At 41.4% G+C, this 26501-nt stretch carries 31 protein-coding genes, 1 pseudogene and 1 riboswitch; of the genes and pseudogenes, 30 read left to right on the top strand and 2 right to left on the bottom strand.

Features of this window, described 5'->3' with window-relative positions:
- Positions 1–33: 33 nt before the first annotated feature.
- The 16 genes from ACXADE_RS12270 (at position 34) to ACXADE_RS12195 (ending at position 15309) form a co-directional block, all read left to right on the top strand.
- Positions 34–1134 carry an NADH:flavin oxidoreductase gene (locus tag ACXADE_RS12270; RefSeq protein ID WP_474980752.1) on the top strand — a complete coding sequence of 367 codons (1101 nt, stop codon included), beginning with the start codon at positions 34–36 and terminating at the stop codon, positions 1132–1134.
- A 324-nt stretch (positions 1135–1458) separates the two neighbouring features.
- The gene (locus tag ACXADE_RS12265; protein WP_474980751.1) at positions 1459–2301 is read left to right on the top strand and encodes a nucleotidyltransferase domain-containing protein; all 843 of its coding nucleotides are present in this window, start codon (positions 1459–1461) and stop codon (positions 2299–2301) included.
- Between the two features lie 135 nt (positions 2302–2436).
- Positions 2437–2808, top strand: a complete 372-nt coding sequence (locus ACXADE_RS12260) for a SecDF P1 head subdomain-containing protein (RefSeq protein WP_474980750.1) — start codon at positions 2437–2439, stop codon at positions 2806–2808.
- Positions 2809–3011: 203 nt separating this feature from the next.
- Complete coding sequence (locus ACXADE_RS12255; RefSeq protein ID WP_474980749.1) at positions 3012–3209, top strand: hypothetical protein; 198 nt, start codon at positions 3012–3014, stop codon at positions 3207–3209.
- 400 nt (positions 3210–3609) lie between these two features.
- Complete coding sequence (gene cidR, locus ACXADE_RS12250; protein WP_474980748.1) at positions 3610–4494, top strand: cidABC operon transcriptional activator CidR; 885 nt, start codon at positions 3610–3612, stop codon at positions 4492–4494.
- A gap of 205 nt (positions 4495–4699) precedes the next feature.
- The gene (locus ACXADE_RS12245; RefSeq protein ID WP_474980747.1) at positions 4700–5254 is read left to right on the top strand and encodes an acyl-CoA thioesterase; all 555 of its coding nucleotides are present in this window, start codon (positions 4700–4702) and stop codon (positions 5252–5254) included.
- Complete coding sequence (locus ACXADE_RS12240; RefSeq protein ID WP_474980746.1) at positions 5229–5600, top strand: hypothetical protein; 372 nt, start codon at positions 5229–5231, stop codon at positions 5598–5600. The genes ACXADE_RS12245 and ACXADE_RS12240 overlap by 26 nt, the downstream gene beginning before the upstream one ends.
- A 167-nt stretch (positions 5601–5767) precedes the next feature.
- The gene (locus tag ACXADE_RS12235) at positions 5768–6652 is read left to right on the top strand and encodes an EamA family transporter (protein ID WP_474980745.1); all 885 of its coding nucleotides are present in this window, start codon (positions 5768–5770) and stop codon (positions 6650–6652) included.
- 587 nt (positions 6653–7239) lie between these two features.
- Positions 7240–8223, top strand: coding sequence for an ABC transporter substrate-binding protein (locus ACXADE_RS12230; RefSeq protein WP_474980744.1), 984 nt, complete (start codon positions 7240–7242; stop codon positions 8221–8223).
- Positions 8224–8276: 53 nt separating this feature from the next.
- The gene (locus ACXADE_RS12225) at positions 8277–9293 is read left to right on the top strand and encodes a FecCD family ABC transporter permease (protein WP_474980743.1); all 1017 of its coding nucleotides are present in this window, start codon (positions 8277–8279) and stop codon (positions 9291–9293) included.
- Positions 9286–10329: a FecCD family ABC transporter permease gene (locus ACXADE_RS12220; RefSeq protein WP_474980742.1), complete on the top strand. Its 1044-nt coding sequence runs from the start codon at positions 9286–9288 to the stop codon at positions 10327–10329. The genes ACXADE_RS12225 and ACXADE_RS12220 overlap by 8 nt, the downstream gene beginning before the upstream one ends.
- Entirely contained in the window at positions 10326–10964 is a 639-nt protein-coding gene (locus ACXADE_RS12215) for a hypothetical protein (protein ID WP_474980741.1), read from the top strand. The genes ACXADE_RS12220 and ACXADE_RS12215 overlap by 4 nt, the downstream gene beginning before the upstream one ends.
- Before the next feature lie 292 nt (positions 10965–11256).
- Positions 11257–11781 carry a DUF2268 domain-containing putative Zn-dependent protease gene (locus ACXADE_RS12210; RefSeq protein WP_474980740.1) on the top strand — a complete coding sequence of 175 codons (525 nt, stop codon included), beginning with the start codon at positions 11257–11259 and terminating at the stop codon, positions 11779–11781.
- A 55-nt stretch (positions 11782–11836) separates the two neighbouring features.
- Positions 11837–11945, top strand: a riboswitch (SAM riboswitch).
- Positions 11946–12238: 293 nt separating this feature from the next.
- Positions 12239–13795 (top strand): sodium:solute symporter family protein, encoded by a 1557-nt coding sequence (locus ACXADE_RS12205; RefSeq protein ID WP_474980739.1) that lies wholly within the window; start codon positions 12239–12241, stop codon positions 13793–13795.
- A 202-nt stretch (positions 13796–13997) separates the two neighbouring features.
- Positions 13998–14258 carry a hypothetical protein gene (locus ACXADE_RS12200; protein WP_474980738.1) on the top strand — a complete coding sequence of 87 codons (261 nt, stop codon included), beginning with the start codon at positions 13998–14000 and terminating at the stop codon, positions 14256–14258.
- A 139-nt stretch (positions 14259–14397) separates the two neighbouring features.
- Positions 14398–15309 (top strand): branched-chain amino acid transaminase, encoded by a 912-nt coding sequence (locus ACXADE_RS12195; protein WP_474982223.1) that lies wholly within the window; start codon positions 14398–14400, stop codon positions 15307–15309.
- 63 nt (positions 15310–15372) lie between these two features.
- On the opposite strand, the gene ACXADE_RS12190 is transcribed toward ACXADE_RS12195, so the two are convergent.
- Positions 15373–15573 carry a hypothetical protein gene (locus tag ACXADE_RS12190; RefSeq protein ID WP_474980737.1) on the bottom strand — a complete coding sequence of 67 codons (201 nt, stop codon included), beginning with the start codon at positions 15571–15573 and terminating at the stop codon, positions 15373–15375.
- Between the two features lie 269 nt (positions 15574–15842).
- Here ACXADE_RS12190 and ACXADE_RS12185 point away from each other — a divergent pair, with 269 nt between their 5' ends.
- The 9 genes from ACXADE_RS12185 to ACXADE_RS12145 all read left to right on the top strand — a co-directional run bounded on the left by ACXADE_RS12185 (position 15843) and on the right by ACXADE_RS12145 (position 23100).
- Complete coding sequence (locus ACXADE_RS12185; RefSeq protein WP_474980736.1) at positions 15843–16715, top strand: AraC family transcriptional regulator; 873 nt, start codon at positions 15843–15845, stop codon at positions 16713–16715.
- A gap of 1167 nt (positions 16716–17882) precedes the next feature.
- Positions 17883–18032 (top strand): glycine zipper domain-containing protein, encoded by a 150-nt coding sequence (locus ACXADE_RS12180; RefSeq protein WP_474980735.1) that lies wholly within the window; start codon positions 17883–17885, stop codon positions 18030–18032.
- A gap of 42 nt (positions 18033–18074) precedes the next feature.
- Positions 18075–18428, top strand: coding sequence for a bacillithiol system redox-active protein YtxJ (gene ytxJ, locus ACXADE_RS12175; protein ID WP_474980734.1), 354 nt, complete (start codon positions 18075–18077; stop codon positions 18426–18428).
- 195 nt (positions 18429–18623) lie between these two features.
- Positions 18624–19364, top strand: a complete 741-nt coding sequence (locus tag ACXADE_RS12170; protein ID WP_474980733.1) for an ABC transporter ATP-binding protein — start codon at positions 18624–18626, stop codon at positions 19362–19364.
- Entirely contained in the window at positions 19361–20098 is a 738-nt protein-coding gene (locus tag ACXADE_RS12165) for an ABC transporter permease (RefSeq protein ID WP_474980732.1), read from the top strand. Before ACXADE_RS12170 ends, ACXADE_RS12165 begins: the two co-directional genes overlap by 4 nt.
- Positions 20099–20255: 157 nt before the next feature.
- Positions 20256–20777: an NUDIX hydrolase gene (locus ACXADE_RS12160; protein WP_474980731.1), complete on the top strand. Its 522-nt coding sequence runs from the start codon at positions 20256–20258 to the stop codon at positions 20775–20777.
- Between the two features lie 363 nt (positions 20778–21140).
- On the top strand, positions 21141–22085 hold the full coding sequence (locus ACXADE_RS12155; RefSeq protein WP_474980730.1) for an AraC family transcriptional regulator: 945 nt from the start codon (positions 21141–21143) through the stop codon (positions 22083–22085).
- 15 nt (positions 22086–22100) lie between these two features.
- Positions 22101–22478: a DUF1761 domain-containing protein gene (locus ACXADE_RS12150; protein ID WP_474980729.1), complete on the top strand. Its 378-nt coding sequence runs from the start codon at positions 22101–22103 to the stop codon at positions 22476–22478.
- Positions 22479–22593: 115 nt separating this feature from the next.
- On the top strand, positions 22594–23100 hold the full coding sequence (locus ACXADE_RS12145; RefSeq protein ID WP_474980728.1) for a GNAT family N-acetyltransferase: 507 nt from the start codon (positions 22594–22596) through the stop codon (positions 23098–23100).
- A gap of 9 nt (positions 23101–23109) precedes the next feature.
- Here ACXADE_RS12145 and ACXADE_RS12140 read toward each other — a convergent pair whose 3' ends face one another.
- Entirely contained in the window at positions 23110–23343 is a 234-nt protein-coding gene (locus ACXADE_RS12140; RefSeq protein ID WP_474980727.1) for a hypothetical protein, read from the bottom strand.
- An 18-nt stretch (positions 23344–23361) separates the two neighbouring features.
- Between ACXADE_RS12140 and ACXADE_RS12135 the strand changes: the two genes are divergently transcribed.
- The 5 genes and pseudogenes from ACXADE_RS12135 to ACXADE_RS12115 all read left to right on the top strand — a co-directional run bounded on the left by ACXADE_RS12135 (position 23362) and on the right by ACXADE_RS12115 (position 26402).
- Entirely contained in the window at positions 23362–23640 is a 279-nt protein-coding gene (locus ACXADE_RS12135; protein WP_474980726.1) for a hypothetical protein, read from the top strand.
- A 542-nt stretch (positions 23641–24182) separates the two neighbouring features.
- Entirely contained in the window at positions 24183–24623 is a 441-nt protein-coding gene (locus tag ACXADE_RS12130) for an NUDIX domain-containing protein (protein WP_474980725.1), read from the top strand.
- 153 nt (positions 24624–24776) lie between these two features.
- A pseudogene (locus ACXADE_RS12125) lies at positions 24777–25150 on the top strand (glyoxalase superfamily protein).
- Between the two features lie 66 nt (positions 25151–25216).
- Complete coding sequence (locus ACXADE_RS12120) at positions 25217–25546, top strand: HIT domain-containing protein (protein ID WP_474980724.1); 330 nt, start codon at positions 25217–25219, stop codon at positions 25544–25546.
- 49 nt (positions 25547–25595) lie between these two features.
- Positions 25596–26402 carry an MBL fold metallo-hydrolase gene (locus tag ACXADE_RS12115; protein ID WP_474980723.1) on the top strand — a complete coding sequence of 269 codons (807 nt, stop codon included), beginning with the start codon at positions 25596–25598 and terminating at the stop codon, positions 26400–26402.
- The last annotated feature ends 99 nt before the right edge of the window (positions 26403–26501 follow it).

Below are 26501 nucleotides of genomic sequence, written 5' to 3'. Positions count from 1 at the left end.
ATGACAACCACCGTTTCATAAGGAGGCAGATCAATGACAAACCAAACAACGACGAAATCTTTATTTGAAAATTTCACTAGTGATAAATTACATCTCCCGAACCGTACCGTGATGGCACCGATGACACGAGGCTTTTCACCAGGAAACATTCCTAATGAAGAAGTAGCTGCCTATTACCGTAGGCGTGCGGAGAATGAGGTCGGGTTAATCATTACTGAAGGCACAGGGATCGATCACCCTGCTTCAGTATCAGGAGAAAATATTCCAGTTTTTCATGGAGACCGAGCACTGGAAGGATGGGCTGAAGTCGTGAAAGAAGTCCATGAGGCCGGCGGAAAAATTGCTCCACAGTTATGGCATGTCGGAATGACACGAAGGAAAGGGGATTTACCGAACGAAGAGGCTGAGCCTGTAGGTCCTTCAGGCTTGAGCTTGGATGGAGAGAAAGTGAATGAACCACTTTCCACAAAAGAAGTTGAAGCATTGGTTGAATCCTATGCCCAAGCCGCCAAGAATGCGAAACAACTGGGTTTTGATGCCATTGAAATCCATGGAGCCCATGGTTATTTAATCGACCAGTTCTTCTGGGGGAACACAAATAAACGTACCGACCGCTTTGGCGGCGATTTCGTCCAGCGTACCCAGTTTGCTGTGGAAATCGTAAAAGCATGCCGACGTGAAGTAGGCGGAGAATTTCCAATCATCTTCCGATTTTCCCAATGGAAAATGAATGATTTCCAAGCGAAATTGGTGGAAAACCCTGATGAACTGGAGCGCTTTTTACAACCACTGGTAGAAGCTGGCGTAGACATCTTCCACTGTTCCACTCGTAGGTTCTGGGAGCCTGAATTTGAGGGTTCCGACTTGAACCTTGCAGGCTGGACGAAAAAGTTGTCAGGGAAACCAGTCATTTCCGTCGGTTCGGTCGGATTGGATGGTGTGTTCACAGATTTCTCCGAGGCTGGGACGACGAAACTGGATGGATTAGTGGACAAACTTGAAAACGATGAGTTTGATCTCGTTGCCATCGGGCGTTCGCTACTAATGGATCCTGAGTGGGTGAAGAAAGTCCATGAGGGTAGAGTGAACGATCTTTTAGCTTTCAATAAAGAAGCTTTGCAAAAGCTATATTAATTGTGAAAGACGCCCTTGTGATCAGGGCGTCTTTTTTTAAAATGAACAGGAGGAGCGTGAAATGTCGTACTCCTAAGATGATAGATTTGGTTGAAAATGGAATGAATGTTTGCAATAATGTAAGAATTATCCCGGCAAAAAGAAAATGGGATAAGGTCTAAGAGTTAATACTTGTTAACAGACCGCTGACAACAGTCTCACACGATGGTGGAAAGGGAAAGTTAGCATGAAGTACATATTAAGAGACTGCTTTTCGATCTTGCGTTCAAACGAATAGCCCTATCAGATCGTGGAATTAAAAAGTAAAAGGAAATGAGGGAATGTATGGCTGAGATTAAGGAAATTGGATCTTTATGTCCACTTGATGAAAACGGATGTATCATAAATGTTTCGGATTCCCGAAAAATCAATGGTAAATTTCATGAAGTCATCCGAATCATTATTGACAGCAGTCGATCACAGTTGCCGAAAGACATTCACAGCATTTATTTGAGAGGATCTGTGCCCAGAGGCTTGGACATTGAAGGCGTCTCGGATGTAGACGTCATCATTGTTACTTATGACAATCCCGAAGAACTTTTTTTGGAATGGGTAGAGGAAACCGAGCAAATGATCAATCGAAAGTTCGCTTTTATTAATGGTGTGGATTTAGGCTTCAGTCCTTTAAATGAGATTGAAGAGTTCGATTATTGCTCCATGATTCCTTTTATACTAAAAATATATGGAGTTTGTGTGTATGGCGAAAACCTCACGCATAAGCTTCCTGAGTACAAACCTGACAGCTCCTTAGCGAATGAACATCTCATACACTTATCATCACTAATTGAACGGGCAAGTCATGATTTAACTGGAAATGGAGATGTTGAGGACATTATCGATTGCTGCTCATGGATCATGCGAATTATTGTGAGATCTGGTCTGGCGCTTGTCATGGTTCAAGAAAAGTCGTATACAAGGGATTTGTACCCGGCATATCAACTGTTTTCGAAGCATTATCCGCACAAAGAGCAAGAAATGTGGAAAGCGATGGATCATGCCATTAATCCTTCATCAAATTCAGAAGAAATATTGATATTCTTGAACCATTTTGGTGGATGGATGATAGCTGAAACAGATACGTGGTTGAACATACATAATCCAACAAGGGAAGCGCATCTCCCACTTTAAACAAAATCTTCTTACACATGTAAAGTAGTCATTTGAAAAAGAGAATAAAATCCATATAATTTGAAAATTTCCCCAACTTCATTCGTATTGGAAACAACTAATCAAAAACGATCCCACAAAGAAAGGAGGGATAGAATGAAGGTCATCTTTTCAGTATTGACAGCTCTTTTTCTACTCGTTGGTTGTCAACAAGGTACCAGTGAAGAGTATGGTGAAGTAACGATCAAAGATGAGGACAATCATGTGATCATGAGTACCTCAGATTTGGAATCAGCCAGTCTGCAGGAACAGGATGGGCGGACACTCGTCCGTGTGAACGTCACAGATCAAGTTTATTCCGAAGAAGTTACGGAAGAATACTTGAATGAAAAGGTTTCTATTTATTTAGGAGACAAAGAAATAGCATCGCCTACCATCCGAAGCGTCATAAAGAATGGATCCATCCAAATTGAGGGAGATTACACGAAAGAGGAAGCCGAAACTTTTGTAAATGTTATTAACCAGTAATCTCCAAGTGTACATGAATGGAAGGTCATATGTTGACCTTCCATTTTTACATTTTAAGCTCCCTGAAGTTCAAATAATGTACTCCCAGAGCTCGGTCTGCCTTGGATTTTGCTCGTTCTCGGTAAGGATGGAAACGAGAAGAGTAGAGAATAACGTATCACACTCATATCTTTTGAATCTTATTTAACAAAGGAGGATTGTCGATGCTGAATCTTCTAGAAAACATCTATGAAATTTCGATAGCTCTTCTACTTTTATGCTCCTTGTTATTTGTAGGGCACCTTAAAAAGATTAGAAAGGAAAGAAACCTCTCTCGTTTTGAAATAACCTTGAAGCTGGTCACCCAGACAGCAATCCTATGTTGGATTGGAAGTTTCCTATTGCTGAGGTATGTTCTGTAGGAAATGTAGAAAGTGGAGTGATTTTTAGAGTGTAACCAACATTTTTAATGGGGGACTTTGGAACAGATGAAATTCGTATCTATACCCCGCAGGGAGGGATGTTATGAGTGTGATTTCTATCATGTTAGGTGTTGGTGTCGTATTCTTCATTCTTATTACAATCGCTATATCCTCGTCCTTTCGTAAATAGGAAAGCCATTAAACCTTGTCTTTCCTTCGTTTTTATATAGGGAATGATAACGTCTGTTCCAGCCTCTTTTCAGGGAGCACTCATCTGTCTGAAAAGGCAATGCTTATTATTTTTCCTAGTCTTCGCTGGACCTTCTCCATTGATAAGATTGAACCTTCTTTATATGATGGTACATATCCAATTTGATCAGAGACTAAAGGGGTTTTCATGATGGACATCCGCCATTTGCAATATTTCATTGAGGTCGCTCGTTTCCAAAGTTTCACGAAAGCAGCTGAACATTTATATATATCCCAACCAACAATAAGTAAAATGATTAAGACACTGGAAGAGGACCTTGGCGTGGAGTTGTTTGAACGTACAAGGAAAAAGGTGATCCTCACAGATGCGGGGCGCCTGATTTTGATGCAGGCGAAGACCATTGATAAAGCCTTTGAAAATCTTAACACGCAACTCAATGATTTACTCGGTCTTAAAAAGGGTCACATTCGAGTAGGGCTTCCCCCCATTATGGACGCAGGTCAGATTATTAATATCATCGGGGGGTTTCATGCGAAGTATCCCCACATCACTTATCAACTCGTGGAAGATGGCGCGAAAAGAATCGAAGAGAATATTCTGCAGGAAGAACTGGATGTTGGCATAACCGTTCTGCCCACGCAGGAGGATAAGTTCGATCACTTCTTTCTGTTGAAGGAAGAGCTCGAAGTAATCCTGCCTCCTGAACATGCACTTGCTAATCGAAGGCAGATACGGTTGGAAGAACTCAAAGACGACGCTTTCATTCTATTCAGTAAAGATTTCGTATTGAATGATCGGATCGTCTCTTCCTGTAAGGAAGCTGGTTTCATCCCGCAAGTCATTTCTGAGAGCTCTCAGTGGAACTTTATTGGTAAAATGATTGCTTCTAATTTAGGTATTTCCATTTTACCTAAAAGTGTTGCCCATTTGCTGACACAGGACGTTAAACGTCTGAAGATCATAAAACCGACAATGGGTTGGGAACTTGCGATGATCTGGCCGAAAAACCAATACATTTCTTATGCCACGAAAGAATGGCTCACCTACACCCAGGATCGCTTGAGTATGGAATAATGTTTGACCAGCTTGTTTAAGAGCTGGTCTTTTTTATGCCGTCTATCAATGGTTGAAAACACTTCCATAGATAAAAGCTATCCAAAATATGATGATTTGCTATTTCACTTCAGAAGGTATCGCTCGTACACTGGATATATCAACGAATACAAAGACATGTCTTGATCAAGTTGAAAGGTTGAAAACACAAAAGGGAGGCCTATACATGCAAGCGAAGCGCACCAAGGAGAGCCTGGTCATCAATACAGATCAAGTAATGATTAACGATCTAAATAATTACAACACGTTGTTCGGTGGAGTTCTTATGAAAAAACTAGACAATAATGCCACATTATCAGCGAGGCGTCATGCACGAGTGAAAGAATGTGTCACGGCTTCAACGGACTCCATCGATTTCCTTCACCCAATCCATCAGACAGATTCGGTTTGTGTGGAATCGTTTGTTTCTTATACAGGAAACAAATCGATGGAGATCTTCTGCAAAGTTATAGCCGAAGACATGATTACCGGTCACCGACGGATGGCTGCGACGGCATTTCTAACCTTCGTTGCTTTGGATGAAAATAAAGAAGCGGTCAAAGTACCACGAGTGATTCCTGAAACGGAAGAGGAAAAGTTTCTATACCAATCTGGTGAAGAACGTGCCAAAACTCGGCGCATACGGAGAGAGCACAGCGCGCAGCTTACGGAAATTATCGGGCTTGAAAAACCATGGGAAGAAGGAGTGGACAAACATGTTGAAGTTAGCCAGTCTGGATGAATTGTATGAAGCTAAAGAAGGATTAGAAGATATCAGCCGCCGCTACCCGGACGTTTATGAAACGTTGACGCATGTTGTCAGCTTCACAAGGCAGCTTCAAATTAAATATGGATACATGGGAGCGATGTTGATGGAAGAGGAATTAACAAGTACGTACCCAGCTTTCATCAAAGGTTCGATACTCTCCCTTTACAAAAAAGAAGTGGACAAGCTGAAAAAACACGAGGACTTCCCTGTCGTTAAGAACATCTTGAACGAATACAGGGAAGTGGGAGACGCGAAATTATTTTTATTAATTTTAGGAGCAAAACCGGAGCTGTTAAAAGGATCAACGTTTATGAAATAAAATGTATTGGAAAAAGGGCGATCCACACTCTAGGGGATCGTTCTTTTCCTGTTCCACGGTCTTTGAAAAAGGTGTGAACCTCATGTACATATCAGGCTTTCGATTGAATCCCATAATCTTCCGTTCGATTATGTTACGCTAGCGTTAGATAAATGGAGGGGTTTCGTATGAAAATGAGAGGGATGGTATTCGTATCCATTGGAGCTGCCAGTTTCGGATTCACGCCAATTTTTGTGAAAAAGGGTTTTGAATACGGCTACTCGCTGGGTCAAATAAACATTGTTCAAATGGTCGTCGCTTTTTTGCTGTTATGGATGATTACTTTAATAAAGCGAGTGAAAATCTCTAGGCTGTCCAAAAGAGAAACCTTTAAAATCATGGCTACCGGAACAACGGTAGGACTTACGAGTATCTTTTATTATGGAGCATTACAATATTTAACAGCTTCCCTCGCGATTATTCTTCTCTTTCAATTCGTTTGGATCGGTATGATTTATGAACGGATTTTCAAGGGAACGAAGCCAAATCAAATGAATATCCTTTCATTACTGGTTACATTGTTAGGTGTGTTGTTTGCTTCTGATGTCATAGGTGGCGGTATATCAGATATCTCTTCTACTGGCTTTTTTCTAGGATTGTTAGCCGGAGTTTCCTATGCAGGGTTTATATTTTTCAGTGGACAGGTTGCGACTGATCAGCATCCTCTTATTAAAAGCAGTTGGATGGTTACGGGTTCATTTATTTTAGTATGCATCGTTTTCTATCAAGACCTCCTATCGGTTCATCCATGGGATGGTCGGTTATGGTCGATAGGGGCAGGGGTGGCATTGGTTGGAGCGGTAATTCCATCCTTATTCTTTGCTGGAGGAGCGCCTCTTATTTCAGGAAGACTTGCGAATGTATTAAGTTCCATAGAATTACCGGTAGCCATCATATCATCTATGATCATTCTTTCAGAAACGGTAAGTCTAACCCAGTGGGCCGGTGTTTTATTGATCATTGCAGCTATCTTTATTAATGAGTTTAAAAACACCGCCATCCGTCATACATGAATTCAACGGACGTGAGGGTAGTAGACTTTGAAATGCAGGAAGTGAGAATGGATACTATTCAAGAGCTTCATTATAGTTGAAGGTTAGAAAATCCATAGGAGACTGTGTTCTCATCCAGAGACTTATTGTGAAGGCTCTGTTAAAGTTTAATGTTGATATTCCTGCAAAAAAGGAACTTCCAATTTTATGGAAGTTCCTTTTTTTATAGTTGGCTTATTCAACGAAAGCTCCCTTTTCTTGAAGACTCAGCTTCGAGATGTTTGTGTGATGCTAGGGGCTCCGGGAAAAGGTTCGCTTTCCATGGGGCGGGCGGCGAGCCTCCTCAGGCTACGCCTTCCGGGGCGTCACCTGTCCCACACGTCCCATAGGAGTCTCACCGTTTCCCTCCGTTGATGGAAATATCAACACTGAACTTTAACAGAGCCATTGTGAAAAATAAGTCTTTTTTTAATTTCTACCCGTAGCAGTTCTCCCACCTCAACTCCTGAATTTTGAAAGCCTCCCAAACGTTGTTTGACAAGTTTTTTTATTTACAGTACGATTAAAATGTTGAAAATGAGAATCAATATCAATGGGGAGGAAATCACATGTCTAATTTTCAATTACATAAAAAATGGGGGCTGCTCTTATGCGCTCTGGTTATGACAACATTTCTTGCTGCCTGTGGCAGTGAAGATTCTTCCACGGGGGATTCGAGTGCCGATGACTCGACTGAAGATAAAGAATCACGGGAAGTGGAACACGCATTGGGGACCTCAACGATCGAAGGTACGCCTGAAAGAGTCGTCACGCTTTATCAGGGTGCAAACGATGGTGTAACAGCTTTTGACCTCGAACCTGTAGGGATTGTGGAGTCCTGGGTTGACCAACCAATCTATGATTATTTGAAAGAAGATTTAGAAGGTTCGACGATCGTTGGGGAAGAAACGCAACCGAACTTAGAAGAAATCGCTAAATTGAATCCGGATGTTATTTTTGCTTCTAAAACAAGACACGAAGAAATTTATGAAAAGCTGAATAAAATCGCCCCGACTGTAGCGATCGAGGAGTTATATGATTTTAAAGGAACAGTAGAATTGATAGGGCAGGCGATGAATCAAGAGGATGAAGCGGACGAAATCATTGATCAATGGAATACGCGAATCGAGGACTTTAATCAAAAGGCATCAGATAAATTAGGAGAAGATTGGCCGTTAAACGTATCCATTCTTAACTTCAGAAGCGATCATGCCAGAATTTACTTTGATAGTTTCGCCGGATCGATTCTAAGAGAAGCTGGATTCACCAGGCCTGAAAATCAGCAGGCGGATGAATGGGGCATGAAATTAACGGATAAAGAAAGCATAACCGAAATGAATGCAGATGTTTTTTACATCTTCATGAGTGATGAACCGGCGATTAAAGATAACTATGAAGAGTGGACAAATCACCCGCTTTGGGCAAACCTGGATGCTGTTAAAAATGATGAAGTTCACATGGTAGACGAAGTAACATGGAATATGGCCGGGGGAATTCGTTCCGCTCATTTAATGCTTGATGATTTATATGACCGATTTGATTTAGAGAAATAAACCCCAAAGATAGGAGGTTTCCTCCTATCTTTGTTTCTTTGAGGAGAACCGTAATGACTAAACGATTCATAACCGGACCTTTTCGGTTGTACATATTTTTTGCGCTGTTGCTTTTATTTTTTATGTCTATGACTTTAAGTATTTTAGTGGGTAAGACACCGATTGCTTTATCTACGGCTTGGGATGCCTTCTTCCATTTTGACGCTTCGAATACGAACCAAATCATTATTCGTACATCGCGCCTGACAAGAACGTTGATCGCTATTACCATTGGTGCCAGCCTGTCAATTGCAGGTGCATTGATGCAGGCGCTCACCCGTAATCCGCTGGCAGCACCCGATATATTCGGAGTGAATGCCGGGGCTTTATTTTTCATTGTAACTTCTGCTACCTTCTTTTCTGTGGAATCTTTGAGTGGATACATGTGGATTGGATTTCTTGGTGCTGCTGTAGCAGGTACAATTGTCTATCTGCTTGGTTCGATGGGAGGAGATGGTTTATCCCCTATCCGGATTGTTTTAGCGGGGGCGGCGATCAGTGCATTGTTCATTTCCTTTACGCAAGGAATGCTTGTATTGGACGAACAACGGATGCAAAGCGTTTTATTTTGGCTTTCCGGTTCGGTAGCGGGTAGAGAGCTCAGCATCCTTCTTCCGGTTCTTCCATTTATCGGAGGAGCGATTATTCTTTCCTTTCTAATCGGAAAACCATTGAATATTTTGATGACGGGGGACGATGTAGCTAAAAACCTCGGCCAGAATACAGGACTTTTGAAATTAACGATTGGTGTTATCGTCGTTTTCTTAGCAGGCGGATCAGTAGCAGTCGCTGGTTCTGTCGGGTTTATCGGTTTAGTCGTTCCTCATATTGTTAAGGGATTAACAGGACCTGATTATCAATGGATTTTACCAATGAGTGGTCTGTGCGGTGCTACGTTATTGTTATTGGCTGATGTAGCGGCAAGACTTGTCATTGCTCCCCAGGAAATGCCGATCGGTGTGATGACTGCCATTTTTGGAACTCCATTCTTTATTTATATTGCCAGAAAAGGAGTGAAGAAAAGTGAGTGATCATTTCACACTTCGAAGTAGAGCTGGGAAAGTATCGATGCAAGTTCATAAGCGATCTTTATTGGCTCTGTTTGTATTGCTTGGAGTTACAGCCGCTGTTTTTTTAATCAGTCTATCAGCAGGCAGCAGTTACATCCCCCTAACTACAGTAATCGATGAACTAATGGGTGAAAGTGAACAGGCTTTCATTTTGAATGAGTTACGACTCCCACGTGTGCTCATGGGCTTGTTTGTAGGTGCTGGTCTGGGGGTGTCCGGTTTAATTTTACAGGGGATGATCAGGAACCCGCTAGGTTCCCCTGATATTGTTGGGGTTACAGGAGGAGCATCAGTAGGAGCAGTCATTTTTATCGTTTTTCTATTAGGCGAAATAAGTATCCATTGGCTACCGCTGGCCTCAATCTCAGGAGCGGCCATTACGACAATCATTATATATCTATTATCTTGGAAAGATGGCGTTACCCCTATGCGGTTGATTTTGATCGGTATTGGAATATCAGCTTTAACGAATGCTGTCGTGACCATGTTTATGGTTTCAAGTGAATCGACGATTGCTTCGAAAGTATATTTGTGGTTGACCGGTAGTTTATATGGCGCGAACTGGCAAGAGGTTACCATTCTCATTCCGATTATAGTTCTACTGATTTTCTTTTCCCTTTTCTTTGCAGGGGTGGTGGATGTTAAACAGCTGGGCGACGATGTAGCTACCGGGATGGGGGTGCGTGTCCAGTTTTTCCGATTTCTATTAATTTCATTAAGTGTTGGTTTAGCTGGAGCAGCGGTTGCTTTTGCAGGAGGGATTGCGTTCGTTGGCCTAATCGCCCCGCATATGGCAAGGTTGTTATTGCAGAGATCCTTTGCCTACTTAGTTTTCGGTACTGCTTTAATTGGAGCATTGATCGTTATGTCGGCTGATATTATTGCACGTACAGCCTTCTTACCTTCTGATATCCCGGCAGGCGTATTCACGGCTGGTATCGGAGCTCCATTTTTCATCTATTTATTATATCGAAATCGAAAGGTGATGAGTGAATGAATTCCATATCCTCTTTACTTGAAGAGACGGAATGCCTTGAGTTTCTACGCCATCAACAAAAGCGCATCAGTGCGCCCAATCTGAAGGTCACGGCTTCTATGATGATGAAAAAATACGCACAAATTCTACCTGCGAAAATATTAGAGTCTATGTTATGGGAAGACAAACCCAAAATCATTCCTATTACGGCGTGCAGGATTAGCGAAAAGTTGGAGATTAGCGTAGATGAAGACCAAATTTATTATGTTGATACAAGGGAAGAAGCATGGAGGCAGTTATTCAATCATCACCTGAGACTGGTATTACAATCCTTTCATGATCGAACGAACTTGCCGACGATAATTTTATGGGAAAATGTAGCCGTTCGAATCAATTCATTTTTTAGAAAAGCTATGGAAAAATATCCAGACTACCAGGAAAAAATCATTCATTTGGCGAAAGAACTGAATCAATTGGATGGCGGCTATTTTAATTGTGAAAAGCATCCGATGGCTGCGTATCTTTTGGATCATAGGGTCCTGGGTGAACATAAAGTTCGTCAAACTTGTTGTTACTTTCATAAATTAGACAAGAAGTCGGAAAGTCTTACTCATTGTTTGGTTTGTCCACTTCAAAGCTCAAACCGTTGTTCTTAACAGAAATGAAAGATGACTCTAAGTGGAGTGATTAAAAGGTGCGATTGATTCAGAGAATCTATCGCACCTTTTATTATTCTGTAAATTACGTTCGCTTTGAAACCGATTCTTCACGATCTCGTATGAAAATGAAAGACATGGAAATTTACGAATGATGATAAAGGAGGAATTATGCGACGATTATCGATCTTTGGAGTTTCGCTGTTCATTATTTTGACCGGGTGCAACGGGTATTGTTCCTTCTGAAAAAAAGGAGCTTAAAAAAGAACCTGTAGACCAAGAAAAAATGTACATGATGGAAACGAGTATCAACGGGCAATCCATGCAGATATTTTCTGCTTATGAATACGTGGATCAGTTTGTAAAAAAGGCTAAGGACATAGGGGGTGCCGAGGAACGGAAGACGTTGTGGAATGAGGTCGTAATGGACCAGATAAAGGATCGTTGTTTGAGTGGAAAGTACTCTCATCTGGTGGAGGGGTATATAAATTCTCCACCAGAAAAGTTGGAAAAGGTCGAAGAGGAAATCAAATTGCTGAGAGCTTCGGAATCAGAGGAAGCAGTTCTTGAAGCTTTGATAAAATCTTCAGATGCCCTGCTTGGCCCAGATACGACCGTTTGTCTTCTTCCAAGTGGAGAGATGGAGTTTTCAGGAGTAAATGTAGGAGCAGGGAAGATATCGATTTTCTACTTTCCGTGTTTTAACAACCAACGATTGAAACATACGGTTGGCCATGAGTATCATCATAGCACGTGGACGTCGCTATACTATTTATTGTCATTTAAAATCCCCCAGGTATTTTCCGAGACCGATTGACGTCCTGAAAGTGTATGGTAGAATAAAAGCCATGAACATTTGAATATTTGGAATTTTCTTATCCAGAGAGGCAGAGGGACTGACCCTATGAAGCCTCGGCAACCGGCTGATTCATGTACGGTGCCAATTTCAGAGGATCGCAAAAGCGGATCCGGAGATGAGAGAGTGTTTAACAGCAATCGAACGTTTGCCTAAAACCCTTCTCTCTTATTGAGAGAAGGGTTTTTTATTTTAAATAAGGAGGCCGGATATAGGGAACGATTGGATGAACAAGTAGTGAGGAGAGGTGAATGATATTGGTCTTAGCAATGATGGTTTGGGTGGGAGTCATGATTTTTTCCTTCCTGTTAGGTACATACCTCTGCTACAAAGTGGAAAAGTCCGGCGTTAAGCGTTGGGGAGCTACCGGGCGTCTTTTTAAGTACAAATAAGATTTAGGAAGGAAGTTGTTTAACGAATGATTTGGTATGTTGTTGTATTCAGTTTTTATGTCCTCTTTCTCATTTGGGCAAACATTAAAAGCTTAAAAAAAGCAGAATCGATCGATGATTATACAACGGGTGGTCACCGGATGGGGCTCCTGCTTGGAATCGGTACCACATCAGCAACGTGGGTAAGTGTGGCGTCAGTCATCGGTGTTCCTGGGTATTTATATAGTTCAGGTGTAGCGGCAGTCATCGGCTGGGTCGCCGGCTGGTGTTTTGGAGGGGCATTGATTCCAATCGTCGCCTATAAAATCCGACGACCTGAAAAGCCTGCACGAACTTTTCCTGAATTTATCCGACAAAGGTTCGAGCCTTTTCAGAATAAGAGTATATTACAGGCGATTGTCGGCATTCTCATGTTCATCGGTTATCTGCTTTTAGTCAACATTCAAGTGACAGGGTTCGGAATCGTCTTTTCAAGTATTACAGGCATTGATTATAAGATTGCAATTTTTGGTTTTTTACTTTTTATATTAATTACAAGCGTTGGTGGGTTTTGGTCTGTGGCAGCAACAGATACATTGAATACGATTTTAATCGCCATCGGAGTACTGCTGGCGAGTGGAGTGGTTTGGTCACTGACTGGCGGAATAGGAAACATCCTGGATACGCTGGCAACGACTACAGCTCCGACGAACGTAGGTGGCCCCGAGCTGGAGGAAGGGATTCTGCTTTCTCCTTTTGGAACATTCGGGATTGGTGCCCTTGTCTCCATATTTATATCGAATTCCCTGGGGACTCCTTCTTCTCCTCACTGGGTGACTAGAATGTTGGCCCCCCAGAACGTGAAGGTTGCAATTATGCAGGTGATGGGAACGATCCTCGTATTGATTTTCATTATGGGGCCGCTTATCATTATCGGATTAGGAGCAAAAGTACTTGTTCCAAGCATCCCTGTAGGAAAGACAACAGATTATATTATCCCTTTGGTGATTCAGGAGTACACACCGCCGATCATCGGTGGCATTACACTGGTCGCCATTTGTGCCGCTGCTATTTCCACGGCCAATTCAATGCTCCTGCACTGCGCGACTTCTTTGTATTACGACGTATACTTGAATATAGCACCAAGAAGGATTAGTGAACGTAAGTTCAAAAACTGGCTCCGTTTGAGTATATTTGCTATAGCAACGGCAGCCGTACTTCTAGCTATAAATCCACCGTGGTTTTTAGCTATGGGATTTGTCTATGTGTATGGAGGTTTTGGTGCGGCGTTCTTCCTTGTGGTCTTCTTAGGATTGTACTGGAAGAGGATGAACAGAGCCGGAGCTTATGCAGGAATCATTATAGGTTCTGTTGTTTATGTGACAGCAAAGGCTTTGGGCTATGAATTGCCATTCGTCATTGCGGTAGTCTGCTCATTAATTGGTGTGTTGCTCGCTGTTTACTTTACAAAGCGAACGCCTCTGGAAGCATATGAACCTTATTTCGAAGCAGACATCAGTGAATCAACACAACAAGCGCTGAATAGAATGAGAGCTACCCAGGATCATCCTGGAGTGAAAAAGGGTCAATCTAACATAGGCTAGGGAATATAGACTTTTTTCTTATAGCGGCAGCCTCTTAACAGGCTGCTGCTTTTTATATGGGCATAGCAATAATCCAACGCTTCTGGCAGGAAATAATATTCTGGGGGCTGAATCACTAGAGGTTCTTATCGACTGAAACATATTTCTTCCTGGCACGTATACTTAGGAGAAACCGAGCAACTCCAAGGGAAGGGGCGAGGATATGAAAGTCGTTGAGTATTTGTTATTGATGATCGCTATGGCAGGTATATGTACCTATCTTTTTTACCAAGCCGATTTTCTAGTATACATAGCTTTGTTTGGAGGTATTGGATTCTCCATTTTACATTTCATTCGCACTTATGATAAGAGAAAAAGAGCTGTACTTGGGAATCCTGATGCCCATTATTACAATACATTTGATGTGGATCATGATGGTTTTTCCTCTGATGACAGCTTCATAAGTGATGATGATCATTCGTAATCGGTCAGCGTGACCGTTCTGGTCTCCATGGAAAATCACTCCGTATCCAGGACTTCGTCACAGGTACTTTTGGCGAATGAGTATAGTCGACTTTATGAAGCATATAGTGTTTTAAAAAGGTGTGAATGCTTTGGCCTATATGTTTGATAAAGATCGGTATGTGGATGAGCATTCGTTGAGTATAAGTGTTAAAAACAAAGGCCTGAATTATGGGCTGGGTTGTATAGATGGGATCCGTGCTTTTTGGAACGAGGATCAGAAGCAATTGTTCATTTTCAGATTAAATGACCACTTGAGAAGATTCCATCAGTCGGGAAACAGTCTCTTTATTCATATCCCCTATACGATCGAGCAATTAACAGCGATCGTCAAGCAGCTGCTTTTGATAAACCAGGTGACTGAAGATGTCTATATTCGTCTTATATGCTTCAAGGGGGCAGATACTTTACGTCCAACATTACAAGACACTTTCAACCATTTAGCCATCTATACCGACGTAACGGATTATGAACCTAAACCATACTTAAAGGTCGGAATCTCTTCCTGGACAAGAATAGGTAGCAATATGATTCCTCCTCAAGCCAAACCTACAGCAGGTTATATGAACTCCGCATTAGCCATTTTGGAAGCAGCCTCTAACGGATTTGATGAAGCTCTTTTCCTGACTAGAGAAGGGTATGTCAGTGAGGGTGCTGCTGAAAATCTCTTCCTTGTTAAAAGAGGCAGCATCATTACACCACCTATATCTGATGATATTTTACCCGGAATCACTCGGCAGACAGTTACAGAAATAATCAGGAAAGAGTGGCATTTACCTGTTTATGAAAAAAGTATAACGAGAATGGAGTTATATGAAGCGGATGAAGTGTTTTTAACAGGAACGGCTATAGGGATCAAACCAGTGGTAGAGGTCGATCGGAGGCCGATAGGAAATGGAAAACCGGGAAAAATGACGTTGGAGGTATATAAGATTTACAACGAAATCGTTCGTGGGGGCAGGGAAGCTTATCATTCTTTTTGTACGCCATTGTACGAATGGAAAGAAATGTGAAAGGGCTGAAATCATGTGAAGATTACCACAGGAAAGAGGGGGCGTTTCGTTTGCCCCCCTTTTTTATATATTTTTATCGTTGCCGAATTTCTTATAGAGCGCTAAGGGAATAAAAACAGTAAAACCACCCAAAATACAGTAAATAACACCTGTCCATACATAATGATCGGTAATATAGGTTTGGATGAAAGTGATGATTTTTTCCTCAAATCCCATAAAAGCTAATATAAAGATGAAAACGATGAAGCTCTGTATTTTATTCATTTGCCACCTACCTTTACAATGATCCATTATTCATAGGTGCTTCCTCTTCGACAGATTCTTCGTTTCGATCTACTTAACAATAACCTTATTTAAGCTGGGTAAACCCTGTTTGTTTAAATTTGGAAAAATGTCGCTGGAATCTACTTTCTTTTTATAATGACTAAATAGAAAAGGAAACATATGGACGCTTCCCATGAAAAGTGGTGCAGGAAAAGTCGGGTTCATGAAGATTACCGATGCTATTCTAATGATGAAAGGAGGTCATATTCATGGATTCACTTAAGAATATGAATAAGGCGATGAAGTATATCGAGGAAAATCTTACAAGCGAAATCGACCTTAAGGTAGTCGCTCGTTTCGCTTGTTGTTCTGAATACCATTTTAAACGAATGTTTTCATTTCTGGCTGGAATCCCTGTGTCGGAGTATATACGGCGCAGGAGACTGAGCTTGGCTGCTATAGATCTTCAAAATAGTAACCTAAAGGTCATTGATGCTGCTATGAAATACGGGTACCAATCTCCGGACTCTTTTGCCAAAGCCTTTCTTCAATTGCATGGGGTGACCCCATCAGAAGCAAAAAATAATGGCCGGTGTTTTAAAGCCTATCCATGTATGACCTTCCAACTATCAATAAAGGGAGGAAATGCAATGAATTATCGTGTGGAACAAAAAGAAGCATTTACAATCGTAGGGATTATGAAAAGGGTACCCATTATATTTGAAGGAGAAAATCCGGAAATAACCGCAATGTGGAAATCCTTAACGATGGAGAAGATCAATCAATTAAAGAAACTCTCGAACGTCGAACCAATAGGGATGCTTCAAGCATCCACCAACTTCCCGGAAGAAAGGATGGAGGAGAAAGGGGAGCTGGATCATTACATTGGTGTTGCGTCCACCAAGGAAGGAGTGAAAGGCTTTTCAAAGCTTGAAGTCTCTGCTTTGACATGGGCCGTATTTGAAACCACAGGTCCATTCCCGGAAAGCCTACAGGAAACTTGGGGCAGGATTTATTCGGAATGGTTCCCTTCTTCCACCTACCAGGTAACCGAAGGACCTGAGATTTTGTCGATTAAAGATAAAGATTTAACTTCCCCCTCCGTAAGTTGTGAAATTTGGATACCGGTTGTGAAAAGCTAACATATAAAGGAGCTGTTTCGGCAGCTCTTTTTAGTTTCTGTTTATTCATTATGGTTTTAAAAATAAGGCTCTATTAAAGTTCAGTGTTGATATTTGCTTCAACGGATGGAAGTGACAATGAATGATAGGATGGTGAAAGGGAATTTATTTCCTAGTGTTGAAACCTTTAGATGATCTCCTTCCACGATCCAACCATTGAATCTTGCTGGATTATGATTTCGAAACGGAGCCTTTCCCTAAATGGCAGGATTGTTGAAGACTAGATTTCGAGATGTTTTTTGAGTGTATGGGGCTAAGGGGAATCGCTCGCTTTCCGCGGGAGCGCGGTGAGCCTCCTCAGGCTAACGCCTTGCGGGGTCTCACCCTGCACTTTTTTCCTCGTAGATATCCGGTTTCTGCGCCTAGCGGCTAGTGTGACTTCCCTCGCTTCTGTACGATAAGTCAACATCGAATCTCTTCGTTCTTCGTGTTTCCTTTATCTCCTCCAGCTCAGTCCAGTCCATACGCCGCTGAACGAGGCGCCTGCACACTTAAGATAGGAGTCTCGCCATCCCCCTCCGCCCTTTGCCATATAAGTATCTCGAAACCACTACTTGAAAAATCAGCTTGTATGGGTAAGAGAAGTGAATGATATCATCTCTACCCTATTAACGTTTAGCATACGCAAATGCTTGATACTACGCACGATCTGCCCGCCTAGGGGAGAAGAATTGGAAACTTACGAATCCATACAGATGTTCGAACCTCAACCATTCAAGCTCACCCTTTTTAAAGTGGCTTCGAGACACTTATAAGGGAAAGGGGGCGGAGGGAAACGGTGAGACTCCTATGGGACGTGTGGGACAGGTGAGACCCCGGAAGGCGTAGCCTGAGGAGGCTCACCGCCCGCCCCATGGAAAGCGAACCTTTTCCCGGAGCCCCTAGAATCACACAAACATCTCGAAGCTGAGTCTTCAAGAAAAGGGAGCTTTCGTTGAATAAGCCAACTATAAAAAAAGGAACTTCCATAAAATTGGAAGTTCCTTTTTTGAAGTAATATCAACACTAAACTTTAACAGAGCCAAAACTAAAAGGAGTAATATGAAACGTTTCCCAATTAGACTCGTAAGTAATATAAAGGTTAAGAAGGTTATGGCTGAAGTCGCTGATACAGGAGAGGAGTCCTTTATGAAACATACAAAAGCACGTGGTGTCGGCATCGTCCTTGGGGTAGCCATTGGAACAAGTGTCGGGGTAGCTTTGGATCAATTAGCCATTTTTCTTCCGCTTGGCATTGTGTTAGGTTTGGTCATTGCTTCGAGCTTTGGCGGGCGATGAGTTCTAAAGAATGCGTCGAAAACATTTCAAAGAGAGGGTTTTATGATGGAGAGGATTAATGAAATGACAACCATAGAGGATTGGCAGGAGATTTGGAAACGCTCCAAGGTGGCGCCGGTTTTCGTCTATAAGCACAGTACTTCCTGTATGATCAGCACAAGAGCCTTGAGACAGTTGAGAACTTTCCAAAAGAATTCGGAAAAGCCATATGATTGTTATCTCGTAAAGGTTATAGAAAACAGATCCCTTTCCCATCAGATTGCAAAGGTTACGAATATTCCTCATAAATCTCCACAGATTCTCCTCATCGATCAGCAGCAAGTGGTTTGGCATACGTCCCATTTTAAAATATCTGTGCGTCAATTAAAGAAAGCGGGGCGTCAACCTTCGGGTTAGTACTTAAATAGAAAGGGAGCGGTTAATTTCTTGAACTGCTCTCTTTCTTCATTACGATGGAGAAGTGTTCGATCTACGAATATATTTTACATGTAAAAAAATGGTTGATTGATTTTTGTTGTTTTGAAATAATTGGAAGCAATCAGATTGTGAAAGGTTAGAAATGAACCTAGATATATGAGATGGAGGGATCAGATGTCCAGAGTAGTAGTAGAGGCTGATAGATTGACGAAAACATACGGAAAGAAAAAAGTAGTTAATGAGTTATCTTTAAAATTATTAGAAGGAGAAATTTTCGGAATCATAGGTCCGAATGGAGCTGGAAAAACTACATCAATTGAAATGATTACAACCTTTAGGAAACCGGATAGTGGAATTGTGAAAGTTTTGGGTTTAGATTCTCAAAAAGACTTCTATCAGATACGAGAAAGAATTGGCGTACAACTTCAACATTCCAGTTTATATGAAAAACTCAAGGTGAAAGAAGTCCTGGAACTATTTGCTTCTTATTACACGAAAAAGCGGCCTTTGGAAGAATTAATCACCATGCTTCATTTAGAAGAATATATACATACGCCTATTAAGCATCTATCTGGTGGATGGAAACAGCGTATTTCCTTTGCTTTAGCTTTGATCAATGACCCGGATATTATCATCCTAGATGAACCGACTGCCGGATTGGATCCAGAGGTGAGACGGGAGATTTGGAATCTTATCCAGTCTATTAAATCTGAAGGGAAAACAATCATTTTAACCACCCATTTCATGGAAGAAGCACAATATCTGTGTGATCGTATCGGCATTTTTAACAAAGGCAGCTTGATTGCCTGTGGAACACAAAACGAGTTGATACATAAACTGCCAGGTCACAAAGGAACCCTTGAAGACGTTTATATGAATATGACCGGTGTAATGAGAGAGGAGTTGAGAGCATGACCAGTATGATCTCCTCCCATTTAAAGGCAGATCTAAAATTATTTATCCGGGATCCCATGGCTATGGGATTCACATTCCTATTACCCGCTGTTCTGTTTATCATTTTCGGTAATATTTTTGGAGGGGAATCTTATGGGGGGGTGGATTATTTTGAATTATACATATCGGCCATGGTAGCTATTATGATCCTGAATATTGGTTTATTTACTGTGGGGCTTCAACTTGTGGTTGACCGGGAAAAAGGTGTGTTGCGAAGGTTAAAAGGAACCCCTTTGCGACCATGGGTCATGTTCACAAGCATTATTTTAAAGTCTCTGGTTGCGGCTTTTGTTGGTGCATTAGAAATCATAATGATCGCCTATTTTCTTTTTGATGTTTCTATAACCACTCATCTTTTCACTTATTTTGTAATGGTAGGGATTACAACTATAGGCTTTTGCAGTTTCTGTCTTATTCTATCAAGTTTATCAAAAACTATCGGGGCTGGACTTGGACTATCTTTCGTACTCATGTATATGATGTTGTTTTTATCAGGAGTCACCCTTCCTATGGAAATCTATCCGGATTCCATTCAAGTTCTGGCGAAGTTTATACCGTTGTACTATGTCCATGATACTCTACAGTTGGTTTGGAGAGGGGTATTTTCTTTTTCTGACATAGCTCAAATCGGCATTCTTTTTTTATTTGCAAGTCTCTCAATTTTAATCGCAAATCGTTTCTTTAGGTGGGAATAAGAGGAAAGGAAAATTTAAGAAGAGGGGTCTGTAATTGTTTATGCCACCAGTTGAATATGACAAGTGTAGTTTTTCAATGCTTCTTCAGAAAAAAGTTCTGGAACTGTGAAATATATTTCTTAAGTATGAAGTAGAATATTTCGACAGGAGTGTGTGCATGGAGACATGGGATATATACGATAAAGAAAGAAAATTAACAGGGAAACAAATGATTCGGGGAAATGTGATGGAACACGATTCTTATCATTTAGTTGTACACGTATGTCTTTTCAATAATCAGGGAGAAATGCTCATCCAGCAACGTCATCCGGATAAAGAAGATTGGAAAAACATGTGGGATATCACCGTAGGAGGCAGCGCGATCGCCGGTGAAAGGAGTCATCAGGCAGCTGAACGAGAAGTTAAAGAAGAGATTGGTTACACCCTGCACCTTCAAAACACGCGTCCCTCCTTAACTGTCAATTTTGATAAAGGATTTGATGATTATTACCTTCTGACAACGGAACTGGACATCACTACTCTGCGTGTTCCGACAAAAGAAGTGAAACAAGTGAAATGGGCCACCGAGGGGGACATGATCAGGATGATTTCTGAAGGAATTTTCATTCCCTATCATCAATCTTTGATTGCGTTACTATTTGAAATGAGAAACGCCATAGGTGCCCATAAACAGACATGAAAAGACACCCCTTGCGATAAGAAAATAAGGATGAACGCTCCGGTCCATAGAAGGAAAATGCACTCCATGTTTATACGTGAATGGAGATATTAAGAAATAGAAGAATGTAGGTATATCAAACAATATTATCTTTTGAAAAGCTGGGGAATCTTTTAAGGATTTTCTGTTCTCTTTGTCATTTGTCTATACTTGTTCCTCAAATTTTTGAGGGCAGGTATTTTTGTTTTCTGAAGAATTGATAGACAGAAAGGTTACAATGAATATAGCGGACGTTTTAGTAAGAAAGCGGGGATCGATAATGGATAGTGAAGTTTACCGTTTTAGTAATGAAGATTGGAATATATGAAGCGAAGGATGAATGTTATGAAAGACCATGAAAGAAGACAACGAACTTTAATAAGCAGCGTGCTTGATTACATAGATGATCATCTCATGGAATCGTTAAGCCTTGAAACTTTAGCAGCTGAATCGACGTATTCGATTTACCATTTTCAAAGGACATTCAAAGCGCTTGTAGGAGAAAGTCCTAGCGCTTACGTGAAACGAAACCGAATGGAGAAAGCCGCTCATATGATCATATATGAAAGAGAGAGGAGTATTACAGAAATTGCAGCGCTCTCAGGTTTTTCTTCGGTTTCTTATTTTACCCAAGCTTTTAACCAAACGTTTCGAATGAGTCCCAAGAACTGGCGGGATGGCGGCTACTTGGACCATTTTCCACGAAAATACGAAGACCGCAAGAAATCTAAACTTAAACGCAATATCCAGAAAGACAGAGGAGGTGCGGAAGCTTATAATGATTTCAGGTGGTTGGACCTCAGTCGGGTGAGAGTGGAAGATCTGCCGGCTTGTCAAACGGTGAACATCCAGCATATCGGCTCTTATACAGATGGCGTCGAACAAGCCTGGGAGGATGTTTATCAGTGGGCGAATGCCAGGGACCTCATGACGGAAAGTTCCATTCTGTTCGGTGTACCTAGAAATAACCCGTACATTACCCCTCCAGACAAAAGCCGGTATGACTGCAGGATAGCCATAGATCCTGATTTGCCTGTTCCTGAACAGGAGGTAATCTATCCATTCAAAGGTGGGAGACATGTGATGTATGAGTTTGAAAAGCCTGTCGCTTATGAAGACCGGAATCTGTTGATCGAGAGCTACTCTGAACTATACAGTTATTGGCTTCCGAGAAGCGGTTATCGTTATTTGAATCACCCGTTCGAATGGATCGAAACGCATAAGCAAGGGTTGAGTTTAGTCCCGGATTTTAAAATCCGGGCAATTGCACTTGCGATAGAACCTATGTAAGAGAGGAGGAGGTTTATGTCATTGAATTGGACAGCAATCATCGTTGGTGGCCTGCTTTATATCATCTACGGTTCTGTTTACTATTCCATTTTATTATCAGGAAAAAAGAGTCAGGAAGCTGACGGAGTGAAAACGGGAGGAACCACGAAATATATAGCAGCGGTTACCATTGCTTTCATCAGTTCTTTTTTCATTGGAGTTCTGACGCAGTATGTGAATGCCGATTCGTTTTTATCGGGAACAGGCATCGGTATGATTGTGGGCGCTCTTATTTCACTTGTCTATTGGAAAAATTACTTGTTCGGATTAATGCCTAAATCATCATTTCTAATGGCGATTGGCGACCACTTCATTATTTTCACTATTCTTGGTGCCCTTCACGGCATCTTGTAGCAGCAAGGAAATGAACCATCACGGGGAATCTATGATTCTCCTTTTTTGTCTCCGAAGAAGATTTATGCCTCATGAGGAGATTGATATAATTTAAGTAAAAGAGGAGGTGGCATAGGTGGTTGTCATTAGAAGAGCAGCGGGTGAAGATATTGAGGGGATATCCAGGGTGTGCCGTGAAGGTTGCATGGATACTTACAAAGGGATTCGTACATTGGAGAATATATCAAGGAATAATAAACGATTTTATAACTATGACCGTATATCCAAAGAGTTGAAGGAAGGAGATGGATGGGATGGTTACATCGTCGCCGTGGACGAACAAGGTGTTATTGGAGCTATTGGTGGGGGGATGACCGGTTCTCATCAAAGTGAAGTGTTTGTATTTTATATGGATCCTAAAAGGCGAGGAGAAGGGATTGGGACAAGACTTCTGCGCTATTTAACCGAAATTCAACGCGAGAAGGGTTCGCGGGAACAATGGGTCTCTGTACAGAAAGGGAATCTGAAGGGGATTCCTTTCTATGAGAAGGCCGGGTTTAAGAGGGTTAGTGAAAGAGCCGCCTATTCCAATTCGGATGATGAATCTTATGTTTCGATTCGATACTCACGAATAATTGGTTAGGTGAATGACTCATCGAAAGAAAAGGATGCAGGCCAAGGTGAAAACGATGATCGCTACACCGATATGCAAAAATCCTGATGTCCCTCTACGATCCTTGAAACGTTCAACGGCTGAAAGTGATAAAAGGACCCCAAGCAGGACCAATATTATTTCTCCGTACTGATTAGCAAATGTTCTATTCATCAGACTGTAAACCGATATACCAATTGTAGCTATGCTCAACAAGAACATGAATAATCGCATGAAACTCCTGGAAATTTTATGTCAAAGGACCGGGAGCTGAATCATTATCAAGGGCCAGTAGTAAAAGCTTTACATAAGATTTTGTCCATTTTTGATAAACGGTCATCCAGCCAGTCTTTTAATGAAGTGAATGATGTGGATGAAACGATAAGGCAAATTGAACGAGTGGATTCCTTTCCTGAGGTACCGGTTTATGTCATTACTGGTGGAAAGCAAAGCCGAATGATGCGTGAGGGGGCTCGCCTGAAAAGACGTGAAAATCAATGGGGTTTATTATCCTTGTCTTCGGAAAGTTAACCTATCATCGCTGAAAACAGCGGACATTTCCCCCAGTTAAAAGAACCCGAAGTAATCGTTCAAGCCATTAAAGAACTTTCTAAGTTATGATAGATTAGTAATTAGGAGCTGTTGATCATCCTTACATATAAAGTCCACTGTATCTATTGCAAGCAAGAGTTTAGTGTGTATGAAGGAACCAAAGAATATCGACACTATATTGAAAGTAAAACCCGTGCTTTTTGCTGTGAGGATTGTAAACATCAGATCCGTATGGATGCAATCAAGAATTTTTTCCGCTATCGGGATTAATGCAAGAGGAAGCTTCTTATTCTCATTGTGATATGTTAGTTTAGTATATATAAAAGAAAATATCTTTGTTTTGAACTGGAAAACTGCAGCTAGGGTTCCGCTATCTACAGGTCTGTGACCGAGGGCTGCATCTTTTATAACTGTAAAAGGCACCTATTGACATAAAAGGTCCGAGGGGAAAGGTTCAGTGTATTCGTGATGCGCTGAATTTTCCCCCTCGGGCTTTTTTTAATGGAAAGGAGAACCAAATGATGGTGAAGATTGATGAAGTAAAAGCAGGAGTCGCTATTATCTTATTCAACGAGAAAGGTCAAATCCTTCTACAGAAGAGGGCGGATGTGGGACTCTGGGGACTACCATCCGGTCATGTGGAAAGAGGAGAAACGGTGGCTGACACGGCTGTCAGGGAAATGAAAGAGGAAACCAATCTAGAGATTAGCATTAAGCAATTGATTGGCGTTTACTCGGATCCTGAGTCTCAAGTGTTCCAATATCCTAATGGCAAAAACGTGCACTTTATTACGACCTATTTTTTAGCTGAACGGATCGGGGGAGAATTGAAGTGCCGTTCAGAAGAATCTGTGGAAATTGCCTTCTTCGAACAAGAAAACTTACCTCAACCTTTATTGAATATGCATCCGAAGTGGCTGGATGATGCCTTATCGGAGAGGGGAAGGGCTTTTATACGCTAAAAGATGTTCATGAAATTCTATTTAATGTAAAATATAACCAGTCGTAATCTCGTCATTTAGTTACATGGATATACGTTTTCCTTGTAAATAAAAGCTTTTGTAATGAATAATAGTTATTGGAAGGAGAGTCATTTAATGAAAGAAGAATTTCCTATGAAAAACCCTACACCTATTTTCCGTATATTTGATGAGGAGAAAGCTAAGGAGTTTTATTTGTCCTACTTAGGATTCACGTTAGATTGGGAATATCAGTTTGAAGACGGTCTTCCACTTTACATGCAGGTATCATATGGGGGATCAGCATCCACCTTTCAGAACATCACGGGGATTGCAGTCCTGGTGCAGCGCTTCGAATTGAAATGGAGAATGTGGAGGAACTCGAGGATTTCTTGCGTTCAAAACTATATAAACACTCGCGACCAATCCTTGAACATACGCCTTGGGAAACAAAAGAAATAACGGTTGTGGACCCCTTTGCCAATCGGCTCGTGTTTTTTGAGAATAATAGCAGCAAGAACAATCGTTAGGAATAAAAGCCTTTGGAAGGAAAATCATACCTTTTGTCGAAATGAGTAGGCGGAAGGAGAATCCATATGTCAGAAGATTTCTATTGCGAGGAAGTACTAAGTGGAAAAACGCTGGTTAAAAAAGTATTGGAGACCGAAAATGTGCTCGCTTATCATCATACAAGACCTTTTTGGCCCACCCATATTGTTGCCATTCCAAAGAAGCATATCACTTCCTTGATCACTTTAGGTGATCACGATGAAGGCTTGCTCCTTGAATTGATGCACGTCATAAAGAAAGTGGCAGCTTTAGTTACGGAAGAAGAGGGAGCGTGCCGAGTGCTTACCAATCTAGGAGAGTACCAGGATTCGAAGCATCTGCATTGGCATATCGTTTCAGGTAATAAGTTAAGATAGAATGGGTTGGAGGTTGGTCCCCCCGCTATCATAGGAAGGACGTTTGTGAATGAATTTGATTCAACATGGCCCTGTCACCTCGGCTTTGGGAGAAGTGAGTTACGGGGGCTTTTCGATGTCCGTTTATGTCTTTTATCTTGATGGGATGCTGATCGACACCGGGTCTTCACGCATGCTTGAGGATCTTATACCTTTCTATAATCAAACTCCTATAGAACTGGTAAGTTTGACTCATCTTCATGAGGATCATACAGGAACAGCCTATTGGCTTCACGGAGAAAGACAGCTACCTGTTTACATAAAGAAAGAATCTATCCCCTCATGTGAAAGGGAAGCTGACCTGCCCATGTATAGGGGAAAGTTATGGGGAGCACGAAAACCTTTTACTCCGTTACCTTATCGTGACACGATCCAATCCAACCATTACACATATAAACCGCTTCACACTCCGGGACATGAGGAAAATCACATCGTCCTATATGATGAAGATAACGGAAGGCTATTTTCAGGCGACCTTTTTATTCATCCCAAACCGAAAGTCATCATGGAACAAGAATCCATACCCACAATGATGAAATCGATAAAGAGTATTCTTTCGCTCGATTTTCAGGAAATGTTCTGCCAGCATGCAGGTTTCATCGAAGACGGGAAAAAGGCGATGAAGATGAAGCTGGATTATTTAGAAGAGTTGAGCGGACAAGTGACTCGATTATTTGAGAAAGGTTTCTCAGTAGAAGAAATGGATCATCACTTGTTCCCTAAAAAACCTGCCATTATACATTTATCCAAGTATGAGTATGATTCGAAGCACATGATCCGTAGCATTGTAGAAAACATTGAACAGGGAAATGGCTGAAAGACTGTTTTTATTCAAGGGGAAATATTATTCATTTAACAATATATAGTGCTGCAATTGTTATACTGGGGACAAATTCATTCAAGGAAGGATGTTTTA

It is taken from the genome of Halobacillus sp. ABR2_026, assembly GCF_056158545.1.
This window is presented reverse-complemented; position numbering and strand designations above follow the sequence as displayed.